This window comes from Acinetobacter sp. YH12095 (assembly GCF_013419245.1).
Lineage (GTDB): Bacteria > Pseudomonadota > Gammaproteobacteria > Pseudomonadales > Moraxellaceae > Acinetobacter > Acinetobacter towneri.
This window is the reverse complement of sequence record NZ_VPAL01000020.1, coordinates 1-20,916: the sequence shown is the minus strand read 5'-3', so window position 1 is coordinate 20,916 and position 20,916 is coordinate 1. Positions and strand designations below refer to the sequence as shown.

20 protein-coding genes are annotated in these 20,916 nt (G+C 40.6%); 14 read left to right on the top strand and 6 right to left on the bottom strand.

Translation table 11 applies throughout. The annotated features are described in order from the left end of the window. The first annotated feature begins 42 nt into the window (after positions 1 to 42). Complete coding sequence (locus FTU35_RS11570; RefSeq protein ID WP_004973425.1) at positions 43 to 699, top strand: TrkA family potassium uptake protein; 657 nt, start codon at positions 43 to 45, stop codon at positions 697 to 699. Further along, positions 696 to 2,036 (top strand): TrkH family potassium uptake protein, encoded by a 1,341-nt coding sequence (locus FTU35_RS11565; protein ID WP_004973423.1) that lies wholly within the window; start codon positions 696 to 698, stop codon positions 2,034 to 2,036. Before FTU35_RS11570 ends, FTU35_RS11565 begins: the two co-directional genes overlap by 4 nt. A 96-nt stretch (positions 2,037 to 2,132) precedes the next feature. Here FTU35_RS11565 and FTU35_RS11560 read toward each other — a convergent pair whose 3' ends face one another. The 3 genes from FTU35_RS11560 to FTU35_RS11550 all read right to left on the bottom strand — a co-directional run bounded on the left by FTU35_RS11560 (position 2,133) and on the right by FTU35_RS11550 (position 6,853). After that, the gene (locus FTU35_RS11560) at positions 2,133 to 3,281 is read right to left on the bottom strand and encodes a phospholipase A (protein WP_167846033.1); all 1,149 of its coding nucleotides are present in this window, start codon (positions 3,279 to 3,281) and stop codon (positions 2,133 to 2,135) included. Between the two features lie 34 nt (positions 3,282 to 3,315). Continuing rightward, positions 3,316 to 6,255: an insulinase family protein gene (locus FTU35_RS11555; RefSeq protein WP_180064756.1), complete on the bottom strand. Its 2,940-nt coding sequence runs from the start codon at positions 6,253 to 6,255 to the stop codon at positions 3,316 to 3,318. A 148-nt stretch (positions 6,256 to 6,403) separates the two neighbouring features. Further along, on the bottom strand, positions 6,404 to 6,853 hold the full coding sequence (locus tag FTU35_RS11550) for a GNAT family N-acetyltransferase (protein ID WP_004973417.1): 450 nt from the start codon (positions 6,851 to 6,853) through the stop codon (positions 6,404 to 6,406). Positions 6,854 to 6,992: 139 nt separating this feature from the next. Between FTU35_RS11550 and FTU35_RS11545 the strand changes: the two genes are divergently transcribed. From FTU35_RS11545 to FTU35_RS11510, 8 genes are all read left to right on the top strand, one after another. After that, a complete protein-coding gene (locus FTU35_RS11545; protein WP_180064755.1) occupies positions 6,993 to 7,997 on the top strand; it encodes an adenosine kinase in 1,005 nt (334 codons plus the stop codon). Between the two features lie 14 nt (positions 7,998 to 8,011). Next, positions 8,012 to 8,323, top strand: a complete 312-nt coding sequence (locus tag FTU35_RS11540; protein ID WP_179988655.1) for a Rieske 2Fe-2S domain-containing protein — start codon at positions 8,012 to 8,014, stop codon at positions 8,321 to 8,323. Between the two features lie 152 nt (positions 8,324 to 8,475). Then, positions 8,476 to 9,084, top strand: coding sequence for an OB-fold-containig protein (locus FTU35_RS11535; protein WP_096900848.1), 609 nt, complete (start codon positions 8,476 to 8,478; stop codon positions 9,082 to 9,084). Positions 9,085 to 9,637: 553 nt separating this feature from the next. Beyond that, positions 9,638 to 9,829 carry a cytochrome oxidase putative small subunit CydP gene (gene cydP, locus FTU35_RS11530; protein ID WP_004973408.1) on the top strand — a complete coding sequence of 64 codons (192 nt, stop codon included), beginning with the start codon at positions 9,638 to 9,640 and terminating at the stop codon, positions 9,827 to 9,829. After that, positions 9,829 to 11,409 carry a cytochrome ubiquinol oxidase subunit I gene (locus tag FTU35_RS11525; RefSeq protein WP_180064754.1) on the top strand — a complete coding sequence of 527 codons (1,581 nt, stop codon included), beginning with the start codon at positions 9,829 to 9,831 and terminating at the stop codon, positions 11,407 to 11,409. Before cydP ends, FTU35_RS11525 begins: the two co-directional genes overlap by 1 nt. Positions 11,410 to 11,411: 2 nt before the next feature. Beyond that, complete coding sequence (gene cydB, locus FTU35_RS11520; RefSeq protein WP_004973405.1) at positions 11,412 to 12,557, top strand: cytochrome d ubiquinol oxidase subunit II; 1,146 nt, start codon at positions 11,412 to 11,414, stop codon at positions 12,555 to 12,557. Between the two features lie 24 nt (positions 12,558 to 12,581). Further along, complete coding sequence (gene cydX / locus FTU35_RS11515; RefSeq protein WP_004860610.1) at positions 12,582 to 12,683, top strand: cytochrome bd-I oxidase subunit CydX; 102 nt, start codon at positions 12,582 to 12,584, stop codon at positions 12,681 to 12,683. A gap of 4 nt (positions 12,684 to 12,687) precedes the next feature. Next, entirely contained in the window at positions 12,688 to 12,987 is a 300-nt protein-coding gene (locus tag FTU35_RS11510; protein WP_004973403.1) for a cyd operon YbgE family protein, read from the top strand. 252 nt (positions 12,988 to 13,239) lie between these two features. On the opposite strand, the gene aroC is transcribed toward FTU35_RS11510, so the two are convergent. The 3 genes from aroC to FTU35_RS11495 form a co-directional block, all read right to left on the bottom strand. After that, positions 13,240 to 14,334 carry a chorismate synthase gene (aroC, locus tag FTU35_RS11505; RefSeq protein ID WP_004973401.1) on the bottom strand — a complete coding sequence of 365 codons (1,095 nt, stop codon included), beginning with the start codon at positions 14,332 to 14,334 and terminating at the stop codon, positions 13,240 to 13,242. 13 nt (positions 14,335 to 14,347) lie between these two features. Beyond that, positions 14,348 to 15,358 carry a 50S ribosomal protein L3 N(5)-glutamine methyltransferase gene (gene prmB / locus FTU35_RS11500; protein ID WP_180064753.1) on the bottom strand — a complete coding sequence of 337 codons (1,011 nt, stop codon included), beginning with the start codon at positions 15,356 to 15,358 and terminating at the stop codon, positions 14,348 to 14,350. A gap of 106 nt (positions 15,359 to 15,464) precedes the next feature. Continuing rightward, a complete protein-coding gene (locus tag FTU35_RS11495) occupies positions 15,465 to 15,845 on the bottom strand; it encodes a DUF1311 domain-containing protein (RefSeq protein ID WP_004973395.1) in 381 nt (126 codons plus the stop codon). Positions 15,846 to 16,075: 230 nt separating this feature from the next. Here FTU35_RS11495 and FTU35_RS11490 point away from each other — a divergent pair, with 230 nt between their 5' ends. From FTU35_RS11490 to FTU35_RS11475, 4 genes are all read left to right on the top strand, one after another. After that, entirely contained in the window at positions 16,076 to 16,381 is a 306-nt protein-coding gene (locus FTU35_RS11490; protein ID WP_154320717.1) for a hypothetical protein, read from the top strand. 143 nt (positions 16,382 to 16,524) lie between these two features. Then, the gene (locus FTU35_RS11485; RefSeq protein ID WP_004973390.1) at positions 16,525 to 17,898 is read left to right on the top strand and encodes an AarF/ABC1/UbiB kinase family protein; all 1,374 of its coding nucleotides are present in this window, start codon (positions 16,525 to 16,527) and stop codon (positions 17,896 to 17,898) included. 269 nt (positions 17,899 to 18,167) lie between these two features. Beyond that, a complete protein-coding gene (locus tag FTU35_RS11480) occupies positions 18,168 to 19,478 on the top strand; it encodes an acyl-CoA dehydrogenase family protein (protein ID WP_004973388.1) in 1,311 nt (436 codons plus the stop codon). Between the two features lie 51 nt (positions 19,479 to 19,529). Continuing rightward, entirely contained in the window at positions 19,530 to 20,729 is a 1,200-nt protein-coding gene (locus FTU35_RS11475; RefSeq protein WP_179994402.1) for an acyl-CoA dehydrogenase family protein, read from the top strand. Positions 20,730 to 20,916: the final 187 nt, after the last annotated feature.

The following is a 20,916-nucleotide window of genomic DNA, read 5'->3' as shown; positions in this document are numbered from 1 at the left end:
TTAGAATATTGGAAGAATAATATAATTTTTCAGGATGATGCTATGGCACAATTTGCTGTCATTGGTTTAGGTAGCTTTGGTGCAACTGTGGCGACACAATTGGTCAAACTCAACCATGATGTCATTGGGATTGATAGCAATAAAAAGTTTGTAGAAAACATTGCCGATCAAATTACCCATGCGGTGATTGCCGATGCAACCGATGAACACGTTTTGGAAGAACTGAATATTCAAAATTGTGATGCAGTGGTGGTCGCCATTGGTGAAGATATTGAAGCCAGTATTTTGTGTGTCTTAAATTTAAAGAATTTGGGTATTTCTAAAATTTACGTTAAAGCCAAAAGTAAAGCGCATACCATGATTTTGACCCATTTGGGCGTAAGTAAAATTATTCACCCTGAAGAAGATATGGGCGTTCGCATCGCGCAATCGCTGAGTTATCCGATGGTGAGTCGTTATATGAGCCTAAACGACAACCACTATATTGTAAAAGTAAAAATTAAAGACAACTTGCATGGCACGCGCATTCATAGTCTGATGTCACATGCACCCGAAGTTAAACTTTTACTGTTTAAACGTGCCGAAACGATTTTCTATACGCTTGAATCCAATTTAATGCTACAAACAGATGATATTTTGGTGGTTGAAGGACAACTTGAACCATTAAAACGCTTATCTAAACAATTTAAGTCAGAATGAAAAAAACAGCGAAACAACCAATCAAAACTGTCAATTTAAGCCCACCCAGTCTTTTGGCACTGGGCTTTTTAAGCTTTATTAGCATTGGCACAATCTTGCTGAAACTGCCCATTTCCCATCATGGCGAGATGAGTTGGATTAATGCCTTATTTACTGCTACATCTGCAGTGACGATCACTGGATTGTCTGTAGTGAATATTGGCGATGCTTATACCGTATTTGGGCAAATGGTCATTATGTTGTTGTTACAATGTGGTGGCTTAGGTTTTATGACTTTTGCGATTTTAGCGGTTTTAAGTTTGTCATCCAAAATTGGTTTAAAACAACAAATCATGGCGCAAGACACCATTGGGCAAACCAACCTGTCTAAAGTGTCGATGACCATTAAAAGCGTGTTGCTCTACTCATTGTTTTTTGAAGGGATTGGCACGGTTATTTTAACCTTGGCATGGATGCAGGATTATCCATTTAGCGATGCATTTTTCTATGCGGCTTTCTATAGTGTTTCAGCCTTTAACAATGGTGGATTTTCATTATTTCCCAATAGCTTAATGAGTTTTGCAGATCAATACCTGATTACCTTAACTATTAGTATGCTGTATATCATTGGCGGTATTGGTTTTGTGGTACTCATGGATATTAAACGTGCCAAACGCTGGAAAAAACTCTCACCCAATAGCAAGCTGATTTTATCGACCATTGCTGGTTTAAACTTTGTGGCCTTTCTGCTGATTTGGGCGATTGAAGCCAATAATCCACATACCCTTGCAGCCATGAGTATTGGCGATCAAGCCCTCAATGCATGGTTTCACGCTACCGTTCCTCGCTCATCAGGCTTTAATAGTCTAGATGTCGCAAGTATGCAAAATAGCTCGACCTTGCTCACCATGCTTCTGATGTTTATTGGTGGTGGTTCGCTCAGTACCGCAGGCGGTATTAAAGTTGGCACATTTATTATTGTCATTTTAAGTGTGATCAGTTTTTTAAGACGTTCAGATGAGGTGCGTGTGTTTAATCATGCTGTACCTGAACGTACCACCTTTAAAGCTTTGGCGGTGATCAGCATCACAGGTATGTTAATTTGCCTCGGTTTGTTTAGCTTACTTGCCCTTGAACCGAAACTGAATTTTTTAGACCTGTTGTTTGAGGCTGTATCTGCAGCGTGCACGGTGGGTTTATCCCGTGGTGTTACAGGTGAATTACAACCTGCCAGCTTAATTATTTTAATGTTGTTGATGTTTGCAGGTCGTTTAGGGCCGCTGACTTTGGCTTATTTAATCGCCACACCACAAAAAAGCCGACTTAAACATCCAACCGCAGATATTCAAGTTGGATAAAAGCTGGATACGATCCGACTTCAAAAACAAACGCCAATCTTCAAGATTGGCGTTTTATATTCAGCGAGCAATAATGAGAAATCAATCTTAATCTACTTAAAACCAATTCATTAAAGACACACCCAAACCAACATAGGTTGCACGGTGATTATAGTCAATCAAGCTTTCGCCATAACCATCAAACAATTGGAAGTGACCACGTAACTTACCACTAATCGGGAAAACCCAATCAAACTGTGCCGCACCGTGCGAGTCATCACCACCTTTTAGGCTATGACGTAACATCAAAGAAAAGTCATGCTCTTTCCAACGATAAAATGCCAACATGTCACCACGCCCGATATAGTTTTTAATATCTGGGTTGTTGTCATCAGCGCGGTCTTCTTCAATGCGATACCAAGGACGCAACATCAAAGCAAAATTGTCTTTTTCAAAACCAAGATTAAAAATCACCCGATTCCAGCTACGTGACAAAGGGTCTGAACGACCATTGGACTGGTGATTCAATGTCAGCCCCATCAAACGCCCATGTAAACCAAAAAGCTGATAATTGGTACGGAACATTAAACTGGCTTCAGGCTCATAATTGGTTTCACGAAATGGGCGTGACTCATCACCATTGTAAACTTGCCAGCGAGAAGACTGGGTATATCCTAACCAGACATCACCATTATTCCCTAGCAAGTTCTCAACCGCTTTGGTTTTTAAAGAAAGCTGAAATTTACTTTCCATTGAAGTAAGATTCTGCTCCTCACCCAATTGAACTGTGTTTTGCTTATTTAAACTTTGAGGACGTTCGTTTTTATCACTGGTCCAAAAGCCGGGCATTAAATACACAGGCTGATAAGCACGTAAATTCCATGTACCCAACTTACTGTCTGCCGAAAGTTCCCAACGCTTATCCAGTAAAGATACATTCGGATCAAGCTTTGGTACATCAAAAGAAAATAAATTGCTTACGCTTACTGCAATTTTTTCTGTCACCGTTTCGGGTTCAGGCGCTAGTGCCTGAGCAGCTTGACGTTCGCTAATCAGCGCTGTTTTTTCTGCTTCAGGAATTTTAAACAGAGCATCGTAACACACCAAACGATCAGCATTTGACTCTAAAGCCACACAGGCTTCAGGTGTTGCAGGTGCAACTAAGCTAGCTGGGTCTTGTGCATAGGTTTTCGCCACAAACACAGTGCTGAGTGCGGCAACACTCAGCGACAGTCCTGTGCGTTCAAACAGTTTGAACGCGCTCATAAATCCCCCTAAGTTTTCGTTGTTATTTCACGTATCAGTTCACTTGTTTAATTTCAAAACCAAGTTCGAGCAATGCTTCACGTTTTGACACAGGTGCGACTACGGCTTTAGATGCTTGCTGCTGACGCAAATATTGCTCCGCAACACGTTTTAAATCGTCTAAAGTCACCGCCAATAAACGCTCACGTAATACTGTGCGGAATGAGGGTGTACGCGCGTGCAATAATGCATAACATGCAGTAATCGCTTCACCTGCAGGCGAACCCGGTTTATCCATACTAGCAATTAAACCTAAAATCGCTTCTTCTAGTTGATGCGGCAATTGCTCTGCATTAAATAACCAATCAATACTCGCTTCAAAGTCTGCGAAAGTTTCTGCCAAGCGTGGATCACGGTAACTGTAAAAACGGAATGAGCATGCATTGCCATCGTAACTTGCACCGCCACCGTAAGCACCGCCTTTTTCACGGATTGCGCTGTGTAAGAAACCATTGCGCAAATATGCAGCCAATACCATCAAAGGTGCAGCATCAGGATGCGAGACTTCCACCGCAGGATATGCAGCCGCACAGAATTGCACATTGGCTTGAATCAACCATGCCTGATCTTGCTCGGAATGATCTACAGGAACTTGAGTTAAAGCAGCAGGATTTTCTGCGACAGTGAGTTTATCCCAAACTTCTTGAACTTCTTCGACCAAACGATCAGATTGATGTTCTTCACATACCAACAAAAATTGCTTAGGTGCTTGCAGTAATTTATGGTGAATCAATTGCAATTCAGCAATTAGTTTATTGTATTCCGTTGCATCATTTTCAATTTTAGCAACCAAATCTGCCAACCAATTTAATGCGCCCAAACCTGTATTGTTGTAATCACGCAGCGCCAAAGCACTGTGATGTCGCCCTGCAATTTGCATAGCATAACTGTGCCCAGAACCTGATAAACGTGACTGCCAACGGGTTTTACGTTGTTGTAACAACTCAATAATGCGATCTTTTTCATCAAAACGTAATTGCTCAAATGCCAGTTTCAGCAAGCCGATAGCTTCAAGATTATTCACCAATGATTTGGTGGTTAAGGTGAGCCATGCACTGATCTGATTTTTGTCATCGACTTTAGAGCGTAAAGATGCGCCCATGCCCAAACCACCGCTGACTGCGGTTTGTAACTGTTGCAATTCTAAATAGTCGTATTCACCTGCACCCACTTCGCCCATCAAAATAGACAGCAAATTAAAATATGGCGATTGAACAATTTCATCAGGAATTTGAATCAATACTTGCTGATAGTAAATTCCATTGGTTCCTGCATGATATAAATTTAAAGGATAATCAATGCGGTTACTGATAATTTCACGCAACTCACCCTGCACAATATGCAAGGCTGCAGGCACATCTTCCAAACCAACTTTTGGCAATAAATTCAAATCATCTGGCGTATCTTGACGGACTTTTAAAGCTTCTGTTTGTGCGATGATTTCTGCTTTTTGCTCATCTGTGAGTTGTGCGCCTATCTCAGCCAGACGTGCTTTTTCAAGTGCAGCATCTTTGGCCGATTTTTCTGCATCTGGAACCAAAGTCATTTGAACACGGTGCGGGTTATCAATTAAATGCGTCTGAATTAGCCGTGATAACCACATTGGATCTTTAAGTTCTTCTTTGACTTGCTCAATCGCAGTATCTACATCCCACACCTGAATTGGGTCATTGTGGTGAATTGCACTGCTTAAACCATTTAAAATCAAGCTCAACCCGTATGGCATACCATCGCCATTAATTTCACGCTGATGCAATTCAATTTGATGCAAAATTGCATCAACCAAAGCCGTATCTACAGGCTGCGCAGCCACGTCTTGTAAAACTTTTAAAACGCCCGCCTGAAATTCTGCTGCATGTTCAGGGTTAGAACCTTGCACACCACAGAAGAAGGTCATTTCAAAGTTGGAATCATCCACGCCCATCAATGGCCCTGTAGATTGTGCATGCGCCCAAGTTTCCAAATAATGACGCAGTGGTGATGCAGAATTTTCAAGTAAAACACCTTCAACCAAACGCATACCTAAGCGTAATTTAATATCGCTTGCTTCAGGCAATAACCACGCCAAAACATGATAAGTTTTATCTTTGAGTTCTTCTGCATCGACTGCATAACTTTCAGTCACTGCCACTGGCGCAGCTAAACGACGCTCAGGCTTCGAATACAACGTTTCGCCCTGTTCAAATTTCGCCAAAGCCAACTGTTCAAACTGTTCTTGTAAATCGTATGCAGGCGTATTGCCAAAAGTCATAAATACCGCATTACTTGGGTGATAATGTGACTTATAAAAATCTACCAATTCTTGATAGGTTAAATCTGGAATATCTTTCGGGTCGCCACCTGAATTGTAGTGGTAAGTTGTTTCAGGGAATAAATGATAAGCCAATTGGTGATAAAGCTGATCGGATGGCGAACTCATCGCACCTTTCATTTCATTAAATACCACGCCTTTATAAACAGGCTCGCCATTTTCCAGCTCAATACGAATACCTTCCTGAGCAAAATCGAGAGGATTTAAATTGGCTGCAAAAGCCGCATCCATATACACCGCAAGCAGGTTTTGGAAATCTTTTTTGTTTTGTGTTGCAAATGGATAAGCTGTCCAATCTGCCGCGGTAAATGCGTTCATAAAAGTATTCAATGAACGACGAATCATTAAAAAGAACGGGTCACGGACAGGGAATTTTTCAGAACCACACAACGCAGTATGTTCTAAAATATGTGCCTCACCTTTGGAGTCCATCGGCTGAGTGCGAAATGCGACTAAAAATACATTTTCATCATGTTCTGTCGCTAAGTGATAATGCACCGCACCTGTAACTTTATGTTTATATTCAGACACTAAAATGTCTAAGGCTTCAACATGGTGTTGACGTACCAACTGAAACGCAGGATGTACAGTCTGGGAAATGGTTTCAGTGACATCTACAGTCATGTGATCTCCTAAAAATAAGCAAATAAAAAACTAAAGCCATTATAGCTTTAGTTCTTTAGATAATTCACGTTGAAAACCCGACTAAATTGATTGAAATTTGCAAAGTATCAACAAAATGCTGCCTACACTGCTTGTAGCAGAAGCAAAACTAGATCAGGTATTTAAAATAACTATAGTTTGGATGATTTTCGACATACACATAATTCTGTTTTTGATAAAAATGCGCTGCCGATTTGGTATCAGTGTTTAAACACAACGCCGAAAAATTAGCACGTGCTTTTTTCTCTAAATGTTGCAAGAGCTGTTTGCCTACGCCATGTTTACGATAATTTGGCAAAACATAAAAACGACGTACACGTCCAATACGACTTTCAATATCTTGCTCATTCCATTGCTGGTTTAAGCCACCACATGCAACCAATTGATCACCATCGTAAACAAACAATAAAAACTCACCAGGCTGATTAAAGCGGTTTTTACCACTTTCCCATTCTTCAATTAAACGATGGACAAAATCAAAGCCTTCTTGAGCAGCATGTTTGGCCAAAGTCTGAATTTGCGTTGGTAACTCTTGTGCTTCTTTAATTTCGATGTTCATCTAACCTTCCTGATAACTCTGCTAAACCCCTATTTTTCATCAATAACATTCATTCAGCTGAATTTTATTCATGAAACTACAGCAATCCTGAGCATTGGTGTAAACTTAGCGTTTTTAATTTTGACTGTGATTTAAAGACATGGCAACTGTTGACCTTTTTGCAATTGGTAATGCATTAATTGACCAAGAATTTCAAGTCTCGGATGACTTTCTCATTCAACATAGCTTGCAAAAAGGTACTATGCAATTAACCGATGGTGAAACACAAGTAAATTTATACAACAACTTAATTAAAACACAAAGACATAAAGGCCAAGCTTCGGGTGGTTCTGCCGCAAATACCACCGTTGCATTTAGTGCTTTAGGTGGTCAAGCCTTCTATGCCTGCCGTGTTGGTAACGATGAATTGGGTGATATTTACCTCAAAGGCTTAAATGAAGCAGGTATTCACACCACAACCAAATCGGTCAGTGAAGGCGTTACAGGGACTTGTATGGTACTTGTGAGTGATGACTCTGAACGTACCATGCACACTTACTTGGGCATTACCGCAGAACTTTCTGCTACACAAATTGATTTTGAGCCACTTAAAACAGCAAAATGGCTTTATATCGAAGGTTATTTATCTACTAGTGATACTGCACGTGCTGCGGTAAAACAAGCGCGTGAAATTGCCAAAGCCAATCAGGTTAAAATTGCACTGACTTTATCTGATCCTGCCATGGTGCAATATGCGCGTGAAGGTTTGGATGAATTACTAGATGATGGTGTGGATTTGATCTTCTGTAACCAGCAAGAAGCCATGATGTACACAGGAACGGAAACGGCTGAAGCGGCATTAGAACAACTAAAACAAAAAAGCAAATACATTGTCATTACATTGAGCGCACAAGGTGCCCTAATTTATGATGGCAACAACGCTTTTTCTGTACCAGGTCGTCAAGTCACTGCTGTTGATGCCAACGGTGCGGGTGATGCCTTTGCAGGTTCATTCCTGTATGCACTCAATGCAGGCTTAGGTTTCCAAACTGCAGCTCAACTTGCCATTCTGATTTCAAGTGAAGTGGTTTCTCAATTCGGCCCTCGTCTTGCGGTAGAAGATTACGCTAAACTTTTGCATAGCATTCAAAAGGAATCTGCATAATGAATAAAATTTGTATGATGGAAGACATTCCTGAGCGTGAAGCACGTGCCTACGAAACGCCAAATGGTGACACAATTTTTATCACCCAACGTGATGGCATGTATTACGCTTACCAAAACGTCTGCCCACACCTACAAGTGGAATTAGAATTTTTAGAAAACCAGTTCTTAGACCGCGACCAAGAATATATCGAATGCTCAACGCATGGTGCATTGTTTATGGTTGAAACAGGTGAATGTATTTCTGGCCCTTGTTTAGGTCAATCACTTGAAAAAGTCGAGATCAGCGTTCATTCAGATGGTGGGATTTACTTGATCAACGACTAACTTTTTTGCAACTTTCAGAAAGAAGCGAAAAGTTCCAAATCTTAGCTCTATACAAAACCAGATCATTTATCTATGCTCTCTAAGCAGAGTTAGATCAATGATCTGCATCTAATAACATCACCTATAAATATTTCAACACGTGAGTTTAGCGCATGCATGAGTTTTTATCTGATTTGAACTTAATGCCCTTTCATCTCAGCCTAGTTGTTTTATTGCTACTCAGCACTGTCGAAACGATTGGTTATTACTTTAATTTTCGCCCAAGTCAGTTGCTCAAACGTGCATTTTCACAACGAATTACAGAATCGCCACTTTTAGATGTTAAATTTTCTAAAGTACTGATTTTTGTTTTTTTACTGATGAATTTCAGTGTTGCAGGATATTTTTTACAGTTTTTGATTTACTCACAACAACAACATTTCGTTCCTGCTTATTACATTATTATTCCAGCGTTTATTATTGCCATCTTTTTTACAGTCTTCATGATTCACTGTTTAGACCAAGTGATTAAGCCCAAATATAGCGTGCGCCAAGTCGATTTACTCGGACGTTTAGCCACAATTTCCAGTGGTAATGCCCGTCCTGGTTTTTCTGCACAAGCACGTGTACGTGATGAGTTTGGGCAACTGCATTATGTGCAGGTTGAACCTGAATTTGGTGAGCTTGAATTTCAAGCTCAAATTATTATTGTGCGCAAAAAAAGATCTCACTATCTTGCCAAAAAAATTTCGGCATCAAATAACCTATTTAGCAATCAATAAGTTATTTTTTAAGATTTAAAACCAATCTTGCTGACCTAAGAAAGTTAAAATTTTTCACTCAAACTCAACACAATCTGTTTGTTTATAAACGATACATTTCATGTGATCTGAACAATATTTACACAAAATCATTATGAAAAAATGCTGTTTACCCTAGACTAAGCCAAAGACAAAGCACCACTACATTGTAGGGAAATAAAAAAATATGCGGAATCGTCATTAAACTTTAACAAAAGAATGAGAATAATTATTAGCTGATAATATCTCTAATTTATTGTGGTTTTTAGATTGATTTTTATTCATAGCAATTTAGTCAGATTTGCTTTTTTAAAATATAAGTATTTTAGTCAGATTTTGAATTATTAATTACAAGTGTTTCTGTCAAGTTTAAAAAATATTACTTTCCTCCATTTATTCTCTGCAACACCCAAAAACAAACTATTGATTTATAATAAGTTAACAATATATTTTCATTTTAACTGTGCCAGCTATTTTTTTTTGTATGTTTTTGTTTAATAATATAAAACACAGTTTAAAAAATAGGCTTATAAAAGTGAGCTTAGTTCCTAAAGATTTAAATAGAAAAGTAGTTCGTGAACTCACGGTCATTTTAATAATTAAGGTCGTGCTGTTAATGGTCATCAAAAATATTTGGTTTGATGCCCCAACTATTCCTCAAAATTTTGATTCACAAGTTGCTGAGCGTATTGCTGGCAGTCCTTCCTCAATCAAGGAGACACGTTGATGATTTCTGAAAGCGTGGTCGATCTCTCGCGGTTCCAATTCGCAATGACCGCGATGTATCACTTTATTTTTGTTCCACTGACTTTAGGTCTGGCTTTTATTCTTGCCATTATGGAAACCACGTATGTGATTTCTGGTAAAGAAATTTATAAAGACATGACCAAATTCTGGGGAAAACTCTTCGGTATTAACTTTGCCTTAGGGGTAACCACTGGTTTAACCATGGAGTTCCAGTTTGGTACAAACTGGGCGTATTACTCACACTACGTGGGTGATATCTTTGGTGCACCACTCGCAATTGAAGGTTTAATGGCCTTCTTCTTAGAATCGACCTTCATTGGTTTATTCTTCTTTGGATGGGATCGCCTCTCCAAAGTGCAGCACTTATGTGTAACGTGGCTGGTTGCGCTTGGTTCTAATATGTCCGCTCTCTGGATTTTAGTTGCCAACGGCTGGATGCAGAACCCAGTGGGTTCTACCTTTAACTACGCAACCATGCGTATGGAATTGGTTGACTTCGGGGCGTTAATTTTTAACCCTGTTGCGCAAGTTAAATTCGTACACACTGTTTCTGCAGGTTATGTAACGGGTGCTATTTTCGTTTTAGCGATTTCAAGTTATTACTTATTGAAAAAGCAAGACTTGCCATTTGCGCGTCGTTCATTCGCTATTGCAGCAATTTTCGGTTTAGCTTCTACTTTATCTGTAATTCTACTTGGTGATGAATCAGGTTATGAATTAGGTGATGTTCAAAAAACCAAACTCGCAGCAATTGAAGCAGAATGGGATACTCACCCTGCTCCTGCAGCGTTCACTTTATTTGGTATTCCAAACGAAGAAACGCAAACGACAGATTACGCAGTTAAAATTCCTTATGTCATGGGGATTATTGCAACGCGTTCTATCACCGAAGAAGTGACTGGTATTAAAGACCTGATCGCAAACCACGAAGTTCGTATTCGTAACGGTATGGTTGCTTATCAACAACTTGAGCAATTACGTGCGGGCGACCAATCTCCTGAACTTAAAGCTGCATTTGAGCAAACTCAAACCGATTTGGGTTATGGTTTATTGTTGAAAAAATACACGCCAAACGTAGTAGATGCGACTGACGAACAAATTAAAATGGCTGCTGCGGATACTATTCCACACGTACCAAGTTTGTTCTGGGCATTCCGTGCCATGGTAGCTTCTGGTTTCTTAATGCTGTTGTTATTCGCACTTGCAACTTTTGCAGTGGCTAAACGCAACGCAGAAAGCAAACCTTGGTTATTAAAATTTGCGTTATTCTCATTACCATTACCTTGGATTGCAGCGCAAACAGGTTGGTATGTAGCAGAAGTTGGTCGTCAACCATGGACAATTGGTGAAGTACTTCCAACACACTTGTCTGCATCTTCACTCAGCACTGGCGACGTATGGGGCTCAATCATTGCATTGGCAGCGTTCTATACCGTTTTGCTGATTATTGAAATGTACTTGATGATCAAATTCTCACGTCTAGGCCCAAGCTCGCTTCATACTGGTAAATACCACTTCGAGAAAATTGAAGCTGCGAAAAAAGCCAATGAGGAGGCTTAAGCATGATCGAATATGAATTACTCAAAATCATTTGGTGGGTGTTAGTGGGTGTATTACTCATTGGCTTTGCCCTCACCGATGGCTTCGACATGGGCTCAATGGCGATCATGCCATTTGTAGGTAAAAATGACGAAGAACGCCGTGCTGCAATCAACACGATTGCACCGCACTGGGATGGTAACCAGGTTTGGTTCATTACAGCGGGTGGCGCGTTATTTGCTGCTTGGCCAATGGTATATGCAACAGCATTCTCAGGCATGTATTGGGCACTACTCTTAGTTCTGTTTGCCCTATTCCTGCGCCCAGTTGGTTTTGACTACCGTTCAAAACTTGAAAACACCAAATGGCGTACATCTTGGGACTGGGGTTTGGCTGTAGGTGGTGCAGTTCCTGCATTAGTATTCGGTGTTGCGTTTGGTAATATGTTCCTTGGCGTACCATTTACCCTAGACGAAACTGTACGTTCAACATATACAGGCAGCTTCTTTGCATTATTAAACCCATTTGCTTTAGTTTGTGGTTTAGTCAGCTTGTCTATGCTTTGTGCGCATGGTGGTGCATGGTTAATGCTGCGTACCGATGGTGACTTACGTGCACGCTCTGCAAAAGCAACGCAAATCATGGGTATTGTGTTCCTTGTGTGTTTCTTAGGTGCAGGCGCATGGTTATACTTCGGTGGTATCGAAGGTTATACCCTAGTAACTCCATACGACACGAATGGCGTAGCAAACCCATTGGCTAAAGAAGTTTTAACCAATGCAAACCCAGGCTGGATGAATAACTACTCAGCGTACCCTATTACCATGATTGCACCAATTATGGGCATCTTGGGCGGTATTTTGATTATTCTTGCAGCAGGTAAAAACAAAGCTGGTTTAAGTTTCACAGGTTCATCTTTAGCGGTGATCGGTGCGATTTTAACTGCAGGTTTTGCATTGTTCCCATTCTTAATGCCATCAAGCCTCAACCCAGTTGCAAGCTTGACCATGTGGGATGCGGTATCAAGTAAAAACACATTAACTGTAATGACTGTTGCAGCATGTATCTTCGTACCAATTATTTTGCTATACACCACTTGGTGTTACTACAAAATGTGGGGCGTTATCACCAACAAGCACATTAAAGAGAATTCACACAGCCTTTACTAAGGCTGTGTCTAAGGAGAATAAATTATGTGGTACTTTGCATGGATTCTCGGTATTCTGATGGCATGCTTTGCAGGTGTCTTGAGTGCCCTGTATATTGAATCTCATCAAGACCTTGACGAGGAATAATTAGATGACAGACACTGCAGTGAACGCTGAAACAACAGTTCAAAAACCGAACAAGATTGCGATGGTTATTTCATGTTTATTGGCATTCCCACTCGCAGCTGTACTGCTTCTTCATCCAGCAGCAATGCTGGATGCCAACGGTGAATATAGCCACCGTGCCATGATGTTTATTATGATTGGTATTTCAGGTGGCTTTGTACACGGTGTTGGTTTTATTCCACGCTTTTGGTTTTGGAAATGGTTATTTAGCCCATTTGTGGCTTGGCCATTGATGATTTGGGGTTATTACACTTGGTTTCTTTAATGAGGTGTAAATAAATTCCTTGAAAAGAGCGCAATATGCGCTCTTTTTTATTGGCTTAATATTTAGGAGCCGCAGATCATTCCTCTGCATCTTCACCATATAAAACAGCGTATAAAATTTTGAAACTTACAATCTAAAAGAAGAACTAAGCTCAAAACTCAGGCAGAAAAAAGCCAAACACTACGGTTTGGCTTTTTTCACAACATATTTTCGCACTTGGCAATGATTATGCACCTTGCTTAAAGCATATTGTTATTTCGGCTCAATGGGTGCAAACGGTGCAACCACATCGGCATTCTGCGCACGATGACGCATGAAATGATCCATCAATACAATCGCAAGCATAGCTTCTGCAATTGGCGTTGCACGCACACCTACGCAAGGATCATGGCGTCCTTTGGTCAGTACATCCGTATCTTCACGGTTTAAATTAATGGTTTTACCAGGTGTAGTAATACTGGCTGTTGGTTTTAAAGCAATCGCAACACGAATATCTTGACCACTAGAAATACCGCCTAAAATACCGCCTGCATGGTTCGCCAAAAAGCCGTCAGTGGTCAGTTCGTCACGGGTTTCATGCCCAAACTGCGCTGCCACTGCAAAACCATCTCCAATTTCAACGCCTTTCACAGCATTGATAGACATCATGGCATGGGCAATATCGGCATCTAAACGATCAAAAACAGGTTCCCCCCAACCCACAGGAACTTTTTCAGCCACAATTTCCAGTTTTGCACCACAGCTTGTACCCTGTTCACGCAAAGACGTTACCAAAGCTTCAAAACGTGGTACAGCATCGGCATCGCCACAGAAAAATGGATTGTTTGGTACTTCGTTCCAATCTAGCTTTTCAGCTTTTTCTGTACCAATTTGAGTGACGTGACCACGAATCACAATTCCAAATTTTTCGAACAGGTATTTTTTTGCAATTGCACCTGCTGCAACGCGCATTGCTGTTTCACGTGCGCTTGAACGTCCACCACCACGATAATCGCGGAAACCATACTTTTGCGTATAGGTATAATCTGCATGCCCAGGGCGGAAAGTCTGTGCAATATTACCGTAGTCTTTCGATTTTTGGTCAGTATTACGAATCAGTAAACCAATTGAAGTTCCAGTGGTTTTACCTTCAAAGACACCTGAAATAATTTCAACTTCATCGGGTTCTTTACGCTGTGTCGCAAACTTAGACGTACCCGGTTTACGGCGATCCAAATCTTTTTGTAAATCTTCTGCAGACAGTTCAATCCCCGGTGGCACGCCATCGACAATCGCCATCAGACCTACGCCATGAGATTCACCACAAGTCGTTACACGGAAAAGTTGCCCTATACTATTACCTGCCACGTCCAACGACTCCTTATGCTTGAACAGATTGAATAAATAAATCGCGATATTGACGGCATTGTGCTGCAGTCAATGCAAAAATACCTGAACCACCTTTTTGGAATTTTAACCAGTGCAAATCAACCGTGTTGAAATTCTGTTTCATCGCCCATTTAGAATTACCTACTTCAATCACAATCAGACCATCTTCAGTTAAGTAATCTGCCGCCTGCGCCAACATTTTACGGACTAAATCTAAGCCGTCTTGCCCTGCTGCCAATGCCAATTCTGGCTCATGATGGAATTCTTCAGGTAAATCTGCCATATCTTCCGCATCAACATACGGCGGGTTAGATACGATTAAATCATACTGATTTTCGGCTGGGATTTTGGCGAATAAATCAGACTCAAGCAACGCCACTTGGTATTGTTTGTTGTGATGTTCACAGTTAATTTGTGCGACTTCCAAAGCATCTTTTGAAATGTCAGTTGCATCGACTTCAGCATCTGGAAAAGCATAAGCCAAAGCAATCGCAATACAACCTGAACCCGTGCACATATCCAAAATACGTTGTGGGGTTTTAGGCGCAGCATTGGCTGGTAAATTGTTATCTGCTTCGCGCATTTGACCTTCTTCATCTAGGCAATATGGCGCAAAACGATTTTCAATTAGCTCGGCAATAGGTGAACGTGGAATTAGAACACGGTCATCGACATAAAATGGTTTTCCGAAGAAATACGCCAAGTTTAATAAGTAAGAAGTTGGTACTTTTTCATTGATACGACGTTCGAGCAAGCTTAAAAATTCAGCTGCTTCGCTCGGCAATAATTTTGCATCTAAAATTTCAGCGTCTGCATTCCAGTCTAAAGACAAAGTTTGTAACACCAATGCAGAACTTTCTGCAAAATAATCTTCTGTACCTTGACCTAAATGTGCATCGTATTGACGTAGTGCTGTAACCCCAAAGCGAATAAAATCACGAATGGTTGATAGGTTTTCAGCAGCTTCCTGCAAATGTTCAGGGCTAATTGTCGGTCGATCCACTTAAGGTGCTCCAAGGTCAAATTTTAAAACGCCTTATGATACCTTGTTTTGCTCGGTTTTATAATGTTTAAGCAGTTTCCAAGTAATTTATTTACTATGGTTTTACTTATTTGATTCCCACAAACTGACCTTGATAATAATCAGCGCGCTCTGCTGTTTGCAGCAAAACACATTGTGCACGTTGTAATGCGGCAAAATCGCTTTGAGTCGATAAATAACAGCGTTGTTTTACACGGTTTTCCCAAAGTTGATGCTGTTGTTGAATATTACTGGCATTGCCTGCGCTGCGTTTTACATAGGCTTTATAGTGTTTTTTGAGTCGTTTGGTTTGTGCTTTTTGCTCAGTTTTAATACATTTTTGCGATTGGGAAATTTTGCCATAACTATTGTTCATACATTGCGTATAGCCTTGTGAAACGCCATTCGCCCAAACTTGAGCTGTACCCAAAGTCAGCATCCCCAATAGTGTAAATATCCAAACTTTCATATTTTCCCCTGAGCGCAGTCTGTTTTTAAAGCGCGGTAAATTTTCAATATTTTATAATTTTACAAAACCCAAATTGCTGCATTGATGCTACAAGATTCAGGTTAAAAAGCATATAGTCAATCCCCTGCTTTTTATGATTCAGTCTATGATAAATGCACAACAATCATTGAAAAATGTGACAATATCCCAATAATTGAATTACTCATTTTATAGATGAAACTTTCAGCCTTATGAGCTACAAACACAATAATTTGATGGCCATGCGCCAAAGCTATTGGAACGACAACCACTCCGAAGCAGTCTTGATTGAAAAACAATTTTTTCAGCAAATTTTGATTGAAAACGGCATTTTTGAAAATTCGTCATTAGATGATGCCAAATATCTATTTTTTAGTTTGCCCAGCGTGATTATTGTTAAGGGATATGCGCATGGTTTTTTACACGATTCTGTAAAATTGATGATTCTCAAATTTATCCAAGACAACAAAGCGCAATTGATGAAAAAAGCCGAAACCAAAGTGCAATATCGGATGTAAAAGTACTTTTAAGCCGTTTTTCATACTTTTTTCACGAGGAAACTCGTCGTTCAGCAAGTTGAACTTTTTTAATACGTTAAGACGCGCTAATATCCGTTACAATCTAATTTTCCTGCGTATTGCTGATTTAAGGATTGATTTTAATGTCAGATCAGAACGATAAGCTTAAACAACTCAAGACTTCCTCTATGGATCGACGCTTATCCATCGCAAAGGCATCTTTACTTGCAGGAACACGATGGGCAGCCTCGAATGCCACCTCTATGTTTTCAAGCGAAGAAGAAAAAGAACGTAAACGAAAAAAAGCCATGAAAGAACAAGCCGATTACTTGGTGGCTGAAATTGGCAAACTCAAAGGCTCTATCGTGAAGATTGGGCAAATGATGGCGCTGTACGGCGAACATTTTTTACCTGAAGAAATTACGCAAGCACTCAACACGCTGAATAACCAGACTGTCGCATTGGCATGGCCTGCAATTAAACAGCAATTACAGGCACAGTTAGGTGCCAAACTTGATGATCTCACCATTGATCATGAGCCATTAGGTACAGCCTCTTTGGCTCAAGTTCACCGCGCGACCCGCAAGTCGGATGGTTTGGAGTTGGTATTAAAAATCCAATATCCAGGCGTAGCAGATGCGATTGACTCAGACATGAGCCTATTTAGAAATATGCTCAAATTGACACGCATGGTGCCGCAAACCCGTGAATTTGATCAGTGGTTTGATGAAGTGCGTGAAATGATGCATCGTGAAGTCAACTATCAAATTGAAGCGGAAACGACACGTCGTTTTGCTGCCCGTTTAAAAGATGATCCGCGCTACATTGTGCCGCAAATTGTGGATGAATACTGTAGCGACCAAGTGCTGTGTATGACCTTTGAACGTGGCGTACCGATTAACAGCCCTGTCATGCTCTCATTACCTCAAGAACGCCGTAACCAATTAGGCGAAGCCTCTTTAGAAATTGCTGTGCGTGAAGTATTTGAATGGGGCGAAATGCAGACTGACCCGAACTTTGGCAACTACTTAGTTCGCTTAGGTAATGGTGAAGATATTCACGATAAAATTGTACTGCTCGACTTTGGTGCTATTCGTCAATTTGATCAACACTTGCTGACTGTGGCGCGTAATTTGATCAAGGCGGGTTATTACCACGACCCACAAATGATGGTGAATGCCATGACGGGTTATGAGTTTTTTGACAGCATCCCTGAAAGCATTAAACCTGACATGGCAAAAGTGTTTCTATTGGCAACCGAAGCCTTTAGTCACTTAGACAATAACCGCGATTTACCTGCAGGCGTGATGGATGAACAATCGCGCTATGACTGGAAAAAAAGTCAGCTGCATAGCCGTGTCATGCAACAAGCATCTAAATCGATGGCTTCGCGTTACTTTAGTGTGCCGCCTAAAGAATTTATGTTTATTAGCCGTAAATTTATTGGTGCCTACACCTTTATGACCGTGATTGATGCGAAAACCAATGTCCGCAAAATGATTCAAAAGTTTATTTAAGTCCCAACTTTTATTTCTTTGATCAAAGCTGTTATATAGACCTAAATGATTGTTGCCCACTCGATGCAATTGTCATTTAGGTCAATTTATTTTAAAAGCGTAGATTTCTATAAAATTAATAATCTATAAAAATCCACATATTAGTCCAGTTATAAGAAAATTTTTACCGTTTATCTTTGACAATTCTGCATGTCAGCAATGACATAGTTTTTTTATAGTCTGCATGTCAGCATAAAAAACAAGCATTCTCTGTGTAGGACAACACAATCATGAGTCAAATGATAAACAAAGCCCAAGGATTCGGCTTAGCGCTACTCACTAAAATGGCATCGAGTGATCTGCTCGATCAATTCAAATTACGCAAATGGGTTGAACAATCTCTATATCACTCAGCCAAAGCAGGTTTTAAAACCTTTGAAACCACTCAAAAAAATTTTAAAAGCACACAAAAATTACCGCAACAACGACTGACACGTCAATCCAAAGATTTATTTGATTTGTCATTGAGTGAAGAACAGCAAATGCTGGTCGATGCCATGCAGCAATTTGCTACAGAAGTGATCTATCCATTGGCACATCAGGCAGATCATGATGCGAAATTCCCACAAGTATTATGGCAATACAGCACAGATTTAGGTTTGAACACCTATGCTCTGCCCGAAGCTTTAGGCGGTGTTGCCACTGAACAAAATATTGTCAGCCATATTTTAATTGCCGAACAATTGGCACGTGGCGACTTTGGCTTAACCGCAGGATTACTTTCCACATTTGGCGTAATGAATGCCATAACTCGCTGGGGTTCAGAACAGGTTCAAAATCAGTATTTATCTGCGTTTTCCGAAACAGACGCGAACCATCCAACGCCACTTCAAGCCACTTTTGCGATTCAGGAAAATACTGCTGCGTTTAATCCGTATCAGCTAAAAACCAAAGCGACTTTGCAAAATGGACAGTACCTAATTACAGGTGAAAAAACGCTGGTGATTTTGGCCGAAACAGCAGATTTATTTTTGGTTAGTGCAGAGCTAAATGGTCAAGCCGATGTGTTCATTGTGCAACGTGATGCTTCTATTCAATTTAAAGCAGCGCCTGCAATGGGCTTAAAAGCCTGCGAAACGGCGACTTTAAAGTTTAATCAAACCCCTGCGGAGCGTTTAGGCACAGATGATTTCGATTACAGCGCATTTTTAGATTTAGGCAATCTCATGTGGTGCGCCATGGCAGTTGGTTGCTGTGAAGCAGTGAAAAGTTATTGTATTCGCTATGCCAATGAGCGCACTGCATTTGGCGAACCAATTTCACATCGTCAAAGTGTGGCTTTTATGATTGCAGATATGGCCATTGAAATTGAAGCCATGCGCATGCTGTTGCTGAATGCAGCGAGTCTTGCCGAATCGGGTAAAAACTTTCATCGAGAAGCATATTTAGCACGTCTGCTCTGTGCAGAAAAATCTATGCAAATTGCCACCAATGGCGTGCAAATTTTAGGTGGTCATGGCTTTACCAAAGAACATCCTGTAGAGCGTTGGTATCGTGATTTACGTGCGACTGCAATTATGCATTCAGGCTTGCATGCTTAATCTCACACCATCAATAAACGATAGCCAGCTAGAAAAATAAGGAATACATCCATGAATTTACAAAATCCAAAAAAATTCAAAATGTTGGTCGATCAGGCACATGAAGTTGCTTTAAATGTATTACGTCCCATTTCAAGGAAATATGATAAAGCCGAACACGCCTACCCGAAAGAATTAGACATGCTTGCCGCCTTAGTTGATGGTATGAACCAAGCGGGCGATGGCATGAATGCAGGTGCAGCAGTCAACAAACGTGGTGACACATCTACAGGTAACAAAAATGGCGTAAATATGTCTACCGCACTGAGTATTGTCGAAATGTGTTATGGCGATACAGGTTTATTACTCAGTATGCCACGCCAAGGTTTAGGTAATTCTGCGATTGCTGCGGTGGCCAATGAAGAACAATTACAACGCTTTAATGGTGTTTGGGCAGCCATGGCAATTACCGAACCCAACTGTGGTTCTGACTCTGCGGCTATTCGTACCACTGCCACCAAAGTAGACAATGAATATATTTTAAATGGTGAAAAGATTTTTGTGACCTCTGGTGACCGCGCCGATGCCGTTGTTGTGTGGGCAACCTTAGACAAAAAACTGGGACGTGCTGCGATCAAATCCTTTGTTGTGACTAAGGGCACACCTGGCATGACCGTGGAACGCTTAGAACATAAATTAGGGATTAAAGCCTCGGACACAGCAACAATTCGATTTGAAAATTGCCGTGTTCCTGCGAGCAACCTTTTAGGCAATACAGAAATTGATGTTGCCAAAGGGTTTGCAGGTGTGATGGAAACCTTTGATAACACTCGCCCTTTGGTGGCAGCTATGGCCGTTGGTTGTGCCAAAGCCGCTTTAGAGCGGATTAAGGAAATTTTTAAAGACCAATTAGATGCAAATTATGCCACGCCCTATTTACAGTGTTCACATATCGCAGCACAGATTTATCGGATGGAAGCAGAATGGGAAGCCGCACGTTTATTGATGCTCAAAGCAGCATGGATGGCAGACAATAAACAGCCTAACTCACGCGAAGCTTCTATTTCCAAAGCCAAAGCTGGTCGCGTGTGTAATGAAATCACGCTCAGGTGTGTCGAGTTAGCTGCATCGGTGGGTTATAACGAAGATGAGTTATTGGAAAAATGGGCACGTGATTCAAAAATTTTAGATATTTTTGAAGGTACGCAACAGATTCAGCTATTGATTATTGCCCGTCGTGAATTAGGTAAAAGTTCGAGTGAGCTCAAGTGATTTTATGATTTAAGGCATATAGTAAAATAAGATAAAAGACAGATTTTCATAGAAATATTGCTCTGTACACGACAAATTTCACAGAACCCTTATCCTATCAGGATTCTGCTTTCTTAAAATTGCCAAAATTTCCTTAAACTCTTCTTTTTTCCCAAAACCAATTAAACGCTGAATCGCCATTTGAACA

Bases quoted from the DNA above. Each gene is read 5' to 3' on its own strand.
- FTU35_RS11495 (WP_004973395.1), bottom strand. From the start codon at position 15,845: ATGAAAGTTTGGATATTTACACTATTGGGGATGCTGACTTTGGGTACA.
- FTU35_RS11570 (WP_004973425.1), top strand. From the start codon at position 43: ATGGCACAATTTGCTGTCATTGGTTTAGGTAGCTTTGGTGCAACTGTG.
- FTU35_RS11480 (WP_004973388.1), top strand. From the start codon at position 18,168: ATGAGTCAAATGATAAACAAAGCCCAAGGATTCGGCTTAGCGCTACTC.
- FTU35_RS11545 (WP_180064755.1), top strand. From the start codon at position 6,993: ATGGCAACTGTTGACCTTTTTGCAATTGGTAATGCATTAATTGACCAA.
- FTU35_RS11525 (WP_180064754.1), top strand. From the start codon at position 9,829: ATGATTTCTGAAAGCGTGGTCGATCTCTCGCGGTTCCAATTCGCAATG.
- FTU35_RS11510 (WP_004973403.1), top strand. From the start codon at position 12,688: ATGACAGACACTGCAGTGAACGCTGAAACAACAGTTCAAAAACCGAAC.
- cydB (WP_004973405.1), top strand. From the start codon at position 11,412: ATGATCGAATATGAATTACTCAAAATCATTTGGTGGGTGTTAGTGGGT.
- FTU35_RS11565 (WP_004973423.1), top strand. From the start codon at position 696: ATGAAAAAAACAGCGAAACAACCAATCAAAACTGTCAATTTAAGCCCA.
- FTU35_RS11555 (WP_180064756.1), bottom strand. From the start codon at position 6,255: ATGACTGTAGATGTCACTGAAACCATTTCCCAGACTGTACATCCTGCG.
- cydX (WP_004860610.1), top strand. From the start codon at position 12,582: ATGTGGTACTTTGCATGGATTCTCGGTATTCTGATGGCATGCTTTGCA.
- FTU35_RS11540 (WP_179988655.1), top strand. From the start codon at position 8,012: ATGATGGAAGACATTCCTGAGCGTGAAGCACGTGCCTACGAAACGCCA.
- FTU35_RS11560 (WP_167846033.1), bottom strand. From the start codon at position 3,281: ATGAGCGCGTTCAAACTGTTTGAACGCACAGGACTGTCGCTGAGTGTT.
- FTU35_RS11485 (WP_004973390.1), top strand. From the start codon at position 16,525: ATGTCAGATCAGAACGATAAGCTTAAACAACTCAAGACTTCCTCTATG.
- FTU35_RS11490 (WP_154320717.1), top strand. From the start codon at position 16,076: ATGAGCTACAAACACAATAATTTGATGGCCATGCGCCAAAGCTATTGG.
- FTU35_RS11475 (WP_179994402.1), top strand. From the start codon at position 19,530: ATGAATTTACAAAATCCAAAAAAATTCAAAATGTTGGTCGATCAGGCA.
- FTU35_RS11550 (WP_004973417.1), bottom strand. From the start codon at position 6,853: ATGAACATCGAAATTAAAGAAGCACAAGAGTTACCAACGCAAATTCAG.
- FTU35_RS11535 (WP_096900848.1), top strand. From the start codon at position 8,476: ATGCATGAGTTTTTATCTGATTTGAACTTAATGCCCTTTCATCTCAGC.